The organism is Rhodococcus sp. P3_B8 (assembly GCF_056402775.1).
In genome coordinates this window covers 1-7197 of sequence record NZ_JBFUGT010000321.1, presented here as the reverse complement: position 1 = coordinate 7197, position 7197 = coordinate 1, and the positions used below count along the sequence as shown (strand labels likewise).

The window sequence follows — 7197 nt, the reverse complement described above, 5'->3', positions numbered from 1 at the left end:
ACTCCACCGCGTCGAGAACCGCATGGTGCTCCACGGAACTGGCGAGAATCCGCACCCGGCCGGGGTCGGCGTCGCGCCGGGCCCAGAAGATGCCCTTGACGGCGAGGTTGTCGCTCTCGGTGCCACCGGAGGTGAAGATGACCTCGGACGGCCTGGCACCGAGGTCGGCGGCGATGGACTCGCGGGCCTCCTCGATGCGACGGCGGGCGGCGCGCCCGGAACCGTGCAGCGAGGACGCATTGCCCACGGTCCTGAAGATGTCGGTCATCGCCCGGACGGCCGCGGGCACCATGGGAGTGGTGGCTGCGTGGTCCAGGTAGACGGGGTGATCGGCACTGCGGGCAGAGGTCATGACGTGACCAGGATAGCTCAGGCGACGAGACGCTCCGCCGCCTCGATGCCCGCGGCCGCCGTCCCGGCCACACCCTGCAGCGGATCGAGGATGTCGTGCGCTGCGAGATCGATCCGTTCGTCGCCCCGCGCGGCGCGCTCGCACCGGGCAGCCAGATCGCGGCGGCACTCCCCCGGATACTCGATCGGCGCCAGCCGCACCTCCGCGGTGACCCCCTTCTGTCGGATGATGCGCCGGATCGACTGACCGATCGTCTCCTCGCCCACGAAACACGGCCCGGTCGTCAGCTCCCCGCCCCGGCCGGTGTACCGCAGCGAGATCGGCTGAACCGGGCATTCCGCGTCGATCGCCGCCTGGAACAGTGCGGGCCGGAACCCGCCGTACGCCCGTCCGCACCACGTGGTGCCCTCCGGGAACGCCACGACTCGTTCGCCGGCGCGCAGCCTGCCCGCCGTCGTCGCCACGGTCGCCGGAAGCGCCCGCAGGCTCTGCCGCTCGATCGGAACCACCCTCATCCGCCGCGCGAGCGACCCCAGCACCGGCCAGTCCAGCAGATCCCCGCGGGCGACGAAGTTCGCCGGCGCGAGCGCGCTGAGCACCAGCACGTCGGTCCACGACACGTGGCCGGCCACCACCAGGATCCCGCCGGTGTGGCGCCGCTTTCCGCGATGATCGACGACGAGGAGGTGAATTCCCATGCAGCGCAACAGGATCGCCGCGTACCGCCTCTGCAGACCTGTTCGCCACGACCGGGGCAGCAACCATCCCGCGGTCAGGAGCGGCGCGGTCGCCAGGGCCGACACCACGAGGCACCACCGAACGACCACGGTCGGCATCGACACCCCGTTCGCCTCCGCGGGCAGACACCCCGCGCCGCACGGACTCGACGGCATCCACGAGTGAACGGTCACCTCGGTCGGCTCGGACAAGGCCGTGCTCATGCCTGTGCCCCCGCCTCGAGAGTGGCCGACGCCGACCGCAGGCGTTCGAGGTACCGCTCGTTGGCGCCGTGCAGTCCCTGCAGGGCGACGAAATCGGCCACACCGAACTCCGGATCGTGCGCGGGCTCACCGCACACCCTGGCCCCGAGGCGCAGGTAGCCCCGGAGCAGCGGCGGCAGGGTCGGGCGGGCGGGCGGCGCGATCTCGTCGAGCGACCGCCCGTCGACGCGCACCGGGTTCCTGGGCACGGCCCGCGCGGCCGGGTCATTGCCGTACTTGCGGAGCAGCAGGTCGCGCACCCCGCGGACGTTGGAACCGGCCACCGCGTCCGGATGCTCCCGCATCGGCACGGACACACATCCCATGACCCACTCGTATCCGGTGAGCTGCAGGTAGTGGAGGATGCCTGCCCACATCAGGCTCAGCACCGAACCGGAGCGGTGGTCGGGGTCGACGCACGCCCGGCCCATCTCGACGATGCGGTTGCCGACGGGGTCCAGAGCGGAGATGTCGAATTCGGTGGCGGTGTAATAGCCGCCGGCCTGGGCGGCGGCGTCGGGCGGGAGCATGCGGTAGCAGCCGACGAACTCGCCGGTCGCCTCGTGGCGGACGAGGAGGTGGTCGCAGAAGTCGTCGAACCGGTCGGCGTCGAGGGCGTCCGCGTGCGCGGGGACGGAGAATCCGGGTTCGGAGGCGAACACGCGGTAGCGCAGCCTTTGGGCCGCAACGCGGTGTTCACGGTCGGACGAGACGACCAGGGAGTATCGGGGCGCGGTTACAACAGAATCGGCGGTCTCACTCGGTGCGCGGAGAACTGACGAAGTTGTCATGGCGCAGGTTTACCGAGCAGGGGCGGCGTGAGGGCATCGCCCGGGTGTCGTGTCGATGCAGCCCGGATGAACGACGGAAGATACGACGGCGGCCCCGCTCCCTGGAAGGGAACGGGGCCGCCGTCGGCCGAAAAWCAGCCCTTGTGGGCCTTGACAGCCTCGGTGAGCTGCGGAGCGACGTTGAACAGGTCGCCGACGATGCCGTAGTCCGCGATCTCGAAGATCGGGGCTTCCTCGTCCTTGTTCACGGCGACGATGGTCTTCGACGTCTGCATACCGGCGCGGTGCTGGATCGCACCGGAGATGCCGAGCGCGATGTACAGCTGCGGGGAGACCGTCTTACCGGTCTGACCGACCTGGAACTGTCCCGGGTAGTAGCCCGAGTCGACCGCGGCACGCGAGGCACCGACAGCGGCACCCAGCGAGTCGGCGAGTTCCTCGACGACGGTGAACTTGTCGGCGCTGCCGACACCGCGGCCACCGGAGACGACGACGGTCGCCTCGGTGAGCTCGGGGCGGTCGCCACCGACGATCGGATCACGCGAGGTGATCTTGACGGCGCCCTCTTCCTGGGCCGGGACCTCGACGGAGACCTTCTCGCCTGCGCCCGCTTCGGGCTTCGCCTCGATGGCACCCGGGCGGACCGAGATGACCGGGACGTCGCCGTTGGCCTTGGCGTCGACGGTGAACGCGCCGCCGAAGATGGAGTGCACGGCACTGCCGTCGGACTTCACGTCGACGACGTCGACGAGCAGGCCGGAGCCGATGCGGGCAGCAAGACGTCCGGAGACCTCCTTGCCCTCGACGCTGGCGGCGGTGATGACCGCAGCCGGCGCGGCCGACTCGACGAGCGACGCGAGCACGTCGACCTTCGGGGTGACGAGGTAGCCGTCGATGTCGTCCGACTCGGCGACGTAGATCTTGGCCGCGCCCGCGGCGGTGAGGCCCTCGGCCAGCTTGTCGGCGGTGCCGGCGGGACCGGTGACCACTGCGGCCGGCTCACCGAGCGCGCGAGCGGCGGTGATGAGTTCGGTGCTGACCTTCTTCAGCGCACCCTCTGCGTGCTCGACGAGCACCAGTACTTCTGCCATGTCTAACTCTCCCTGTATGTGTCTGCTGGTCTGTAGAGGGGCGCGATCAGATGATCTTCTGGCCCACGAGGTAGGCAGCGATCTTGCTGCCGCCGTCGCCCTCGTCGACGATGCGCTCACCAGCGGTACGCGGGGGCTTGGGGGTGGAGGCGGTGACGGTGGTGCCCGCGTTGGCGACACCGACGGTCTCCGGGTCGACACCGAGGTCGGCCAGCGTGTAGACGAGAACTTCCTTCTTCTTCGCGGCCATGATGCCCTTGAAGGAGGGGAAGCGGGGCTCGTTGATCTTCTCGGTGACGCTGACGATGGCCGGCAGGCTCGCCTCGAGGCCGAAGACGCCCTCGTCGGTCTCGCGCTCTCCGGTGACGGTGCCGTCGGCGACCGTGAGCTTGCGCAGCTGCGTGAGCTGCGGGATGCCCAGGTACTCGGCGATGATGGCCGGAACGGCGCCGACGCGGCCGTCGGTGGCCTCGTTACCGGCGATGATCAGGTCGGCAGGCTCTTCGTTCTCGAACGTGATCTGTCCCAGCGCCGCGGCCAGGGTCCACGCGGTCTGCACCGCGTCGGAGCCGTGGAGGGCCGGGTCGTTGATGTGCACTGCCTTGTCGGCGCCCATGGAGAGGGCCYTGCGGATGGCGTCGGTGGCGCGGTCCGGACCTGCGGAGAGGACGGTCACCTCGCCGCCCTGAGCCTCCTTGATCAGGAGCGCTTCCTCGACGGCGCGCTCGTTGATCTCGTCGAGCACTGCATCGGCGGCCTCGCGGTCAAGCGTGTAGTCACCGTCGGTCAGCTTGCGCTCGGACCACGTGTCGGGGACCTGCTTGATCAAAACAACAATGTTCGTCATGGGTCTTCGTCGACCTCCTGTGTGTTCTTGCGTGGTTATCGCGAGTTGCTCCGCATGGGCCGAGCTCTCGTTGTCGATATTTCGTCGCACGATGGCTCTGCGACAGATTACCCCACGTTAAGTTACCCGTCGGTAACTTGCGTGAAAGTCTCGTTCACCATAACGGCCGAAAGTGCATTTCATCCCTGTGATGTAGACCACCTGGACGAGCGACCTTGCCGGTGGCACTAACCTCGCAGCGGTGAGCGAATCATTTGTCGGCGACCGCGAGGACGCACCGCTGCCCCCGCTCGGTCACGAGCAATTGCCATCGACCGGAGACGAGCAACTGCCCCTCACGGGCGAGCGGACCGTGCCCGGGATCCCCGAGGAGAACTACTGGTTCCGGCGTCACGAGGTGGTCTACCGCGACCTCCTCCCCCGCTGCGCGGGACGCCGGGTACTCGAGGCCGGATCCGGAGAAGGCTACGGCGCCAACATGATTGCCGATGTGGCACGGACCGTCACCGGACTCGACTACGACATCTCCGCGGTCGAGCACGTGCGTGCGCGGTACCCCCGCGTCGAGATGCTGCACGGCAACCTCGCGGACCTTCCCCTCGGCGACGAATCCGTCGACACCGTCGTCAATTTCCAGGTGATCGAACACCTCTGGGACCAGGCCCAATTCCTGCGCGAATGCTTCCGGGTGCTGACGCCCGGCGGGGAACTGCTCGTCAGCACCCCCAACCGCATCACGTTCTCGCCGGGCCGCGACACACCCCTCAATCCGTTCCACACCCGTGAACTCGACGCGGCCGAGCTGACCGAGCTCCTGGAAGAGGCCGGCTTCAGGGTCGCCCTCATGACCGGCGTCCATCACGGCGACCGGCTGAAATCCCTCGACACGAAGCACGGCGGCTCGTTCATCGGCGCCCAGATCGACCGCGCACTCGCCGGCGAACCGTGGCCCGACGAACTGACCCGCGACGTCGAGGGCATCACCGTCGACGATTTCGCCCTGCACGAGGGCGACATCGACGACAGCCTCGACCTGGTGGCCGTCGCGGTGAAGGATCCTGTTCGGTGACCGAATCCGACAACCGCACCGGAGCGGGCGACGCGACGGAACCGGGCATGTTCTGCCTGGTCCTGCACTCCCACCTGCCCTGGCTCGCCAACCACGGCCGGTGGCCGGTGGGCGAGGAGTGGCTGTACCAGTCGTGGGCGGCGTCGTACCTCCCTCTCACCGCGATGTTGCGGCGGCTGTCCGACGAGGGTCGCTCGCATCTGCTGACCCTCGGCATCACCCCCGTTCTCGCAGCTCAGCTCGATGATCCGCACAGTCTGGCGGGAATGCACCACTGGCTCGGGAACTGGCAGATCCGCGCGCACGAGGCGGCAGGAATGCCCGACGACGCGCACCGCGATCTCGGTGCCCGCGAGCACCGCGCGTCCGCCGCCGCACTCGCCGACTTCGAGCTGCGCTGGCGGCACGGCGGCTCACCGGTACTGCGCGACCTTCTCGATCGCGAGGCGTTCGAACTGCTCGGCGGGCCGCTGGCCCACCCGTTCCAGCCGCTGCTCGACCCGCGGTTGCGTGCCTTCTCCCTCCGCGAGGGGCTCGCCGACGCCGCCGCACGGTGGAACTGCACACCGACAGGTATCTGGGGGCCCGAATGCGGGTACACCCCCGGCATGGAGACCGGATACGCCGCGGCGGGCGTCACTCATTTCATGGTCGACGGCCCCGCCCTGCGCGGCGACACGTCGCTCGGCAGGCCGGTCCGTGAGTCCGATGTGGTCGCGTTCGGACGCGACCTGCAGGTGAGTTACCGGGTGTGGTCGCCCAAGTCGGGCTATCCCGGGCACGGCGCTTACCGCGATTTCCACACATACGACCACGCCACGGGCCTCAAACCGGCCCGCGTCACCGGCCGCACCGTCGACTCGGCCGACAAGGCGCCGTACGACCCGGCTCTCGCGACGGCCGCGGTCGATCGGCACGCGGCCGACTTCGTCGCCACCGTCCGCACGCGGCTGCGCGACGAGTCCAAGCGCATCGGACGGCCCGCGCTCGTCGTCGCCGCGTTCGACACCGAATTGTTCGGGCACTGGTGGCACGAGGGCCCCGAGTGGCTCGAGAAGGTGCTGCGCGCGCTACCCGAGGCCGGAATTCGGGTCGGCACCCTCGACGACGCCCGCAGGCAGGGTTACGTCGGCGAACCCGTCCAGCTCGAGAACTCGTCGTGGGGATCCGGCAAGGATTGGCGGGTGTGGGCCGGCGATCAGGTCTCGGACCTGGTGCAACTCAACTCCGAGGTGGTTGCGACCGCCCTCGACACCGTGGACAAGACCCACGACGCCGACACCGCCCCCGGACGCCCCGCGCTCCGGAACCGCGTGAACGATCAGATCCTGCGGGAGGCACTCATGACGGTGTCGAGCGACTGGGCGTTCATGGTCAGTAAGGATTCGGCCGCCGGATATGCCCGCGACCGGGCACACAAGCACGCACACGCCACCCGCGAGATCGCCGCCGCGGTCTCCGCGGGCAAGGACGCGGCCGCGAACCGGCTCGCAGAGGGATGGAACCGCGCCGACGGCCTGTTCCCCGGGCTCGACGCGCGGCGTCTGCCCGGCAGGGACACCCGGCTGACGGGCACCGAGGGAGGGGCGTCGTGAAGATCCTGATCGTGTCGTGGGAGTACCCACCCGTCGTGGTCGGCGGTCTCGGCCGCCACGTCCACCACCTGGCCACCGAACTCGCGGCGGCCGGACACGAAGTGGTGGTGCTGTCGCGGCGGCCGTCGGGCACCGACGCCTCCACCCATCCCACTGTCACCCACATCGAGGGCGGCGTCCTGGTGGTCGCCGTCGCCGAGGACCCCGCGCACTTCGTCTTCGGCGAGGACATGCTGGCGTGGACACTCGCGATGGGGCACGCGATGGTGCGAGCCGGTGTCGCCCTCCACAAACCGGGGGTCGGGGAGGGCTGGCAGCCGGACGTGGTGCACGCACACGACTGGCTCGTGGCGCATCCGGCCATCGCGTTGGCCGAATTCTACGACGTCCCTTTGGTTTCCACGCTCCACGCCACCGAGGCCGGGCGGCACAGCGGCTGGGTGTCCGGCCGGATCAACCGCCAGGTGCATTC

At 69.3% G+C, this 7197-nt stretch carries 7 protein-coding genes and 1 pseudogene; 3 read left to right on the top strand and 5 right to left on the bottom strand.

Going from position 1 to position 7197, the window contains the following annotated elements:
* The 5 genes and pseudogenes from AC1D1G_RS38840 to AC1D1G_RS38820 all read right to left on the bottom strand — a co-directional run.
* A partial coding sequence (locus AC1D1G_RS38840) for an aminotransferase class V-fold PLP-dependent enzyme (protein ID WP_477956252.1) occupies positions 1 to 352 on the bottom strand: 352 nt, incomplete at its 3' end.
* A gap of 17 nt (positions 353 to 369) precedes the next feature.
* Positions 370 to 1293 (bottom strand): lysophospholipid acyltransferase family protein, encoded by a 924-nt coding sequence (locus tag AC1D1G_RS38835; RefSeq protein WP_317568947.1) that lies wholly within the window; start codon positions 1291 to 1293, stop codon positions 370 to 372.
* Positions 1290 to 2123 carry a GNAT family N-acetyltransferase gene (locus tag AC1D1G_RS38830; protein ID WP_283354670.1) on the bottom strand — a complete coding sequence of 278 codons (834 nt, stop codon included), beginning with the start codon at positions 2121 to 2123 and terminating at the stop codon, positions 1290 to 1292. Before AC1D1G_RS38830 ends, AC1D1G_RS38835 begins: the two co-directional genes overlap by 4 nt.
* A gap of 137 nt (positions 2124 to 2260) precedes the next feature.
* Positions 2261 to 3214: pseudogene (locus tag AC1D1G_RS38825) on the bottom strand (electron transfer flavoprotein subunit alpha/FixB family protein); the annotation flags it as partial.
* A 46-nt stretch (positions 3215 to 3260) separates the two neighbouring features.
* Positions 3261 to 4061, bottom strand: coding sequence for an electron transfer flavoprotein subunit beta/FixA family protein (locus AC1D1G_RS38820; protein ID WP_477956251.1), 801 nt, complete (start codon positions 4059 to 4061; stop codon positions 3261 to 3263).
* A gap of 241 nt (positions 4062 to 4302) precedes the next feature.
* Here AC1D1G_RS38820 and AC1D1G_RS38815 point away from each other — a divergent pair, with 241 nt between their 5' ends.
* From AC1D1G_RS38815 to AC1D1G_RS38805, 3 genes are all read left to right on the top strand, one after another.
* Positions 4303 to 5130 (top strand): class I SAM-dependent methyltransferase, encoded by an 828-nt coding sequence (locus tag AC1D1G_RS38815; protein ID WP_283334833.1) that lies wholly within the window; start codon positions 4303 to 4305, stop codon positions 5128 to 5130.
* Positions 5127 to 6725, top strand: a complete 1599-nt coding sequence (locus AC1D1G_RS38810; protein ID WP_477956250.1) for a 1,4-alpha-glucan branching protein domain-containing protein — start codon at positions 5127 to 5129, stop codon at positions 6723 to 6725. Before AC1D1G_RS38815 ends, AC1D1G_RS38810 begins: the two co-directional genes overlap by 4 nt.
* Positions 6722 to 7197, top strand: a 476-nt coding sequence (locus tag AC1D1G_RS38805) for a glycogen/starch synthase (RefSeq protein ID WP_477956249.1), incomplete at its 3' end; no start/stop codon positions are given. The genes AC1D1G_RS38810 and AC1D1G_RS38805, both read left to right, overlap by 4 nt.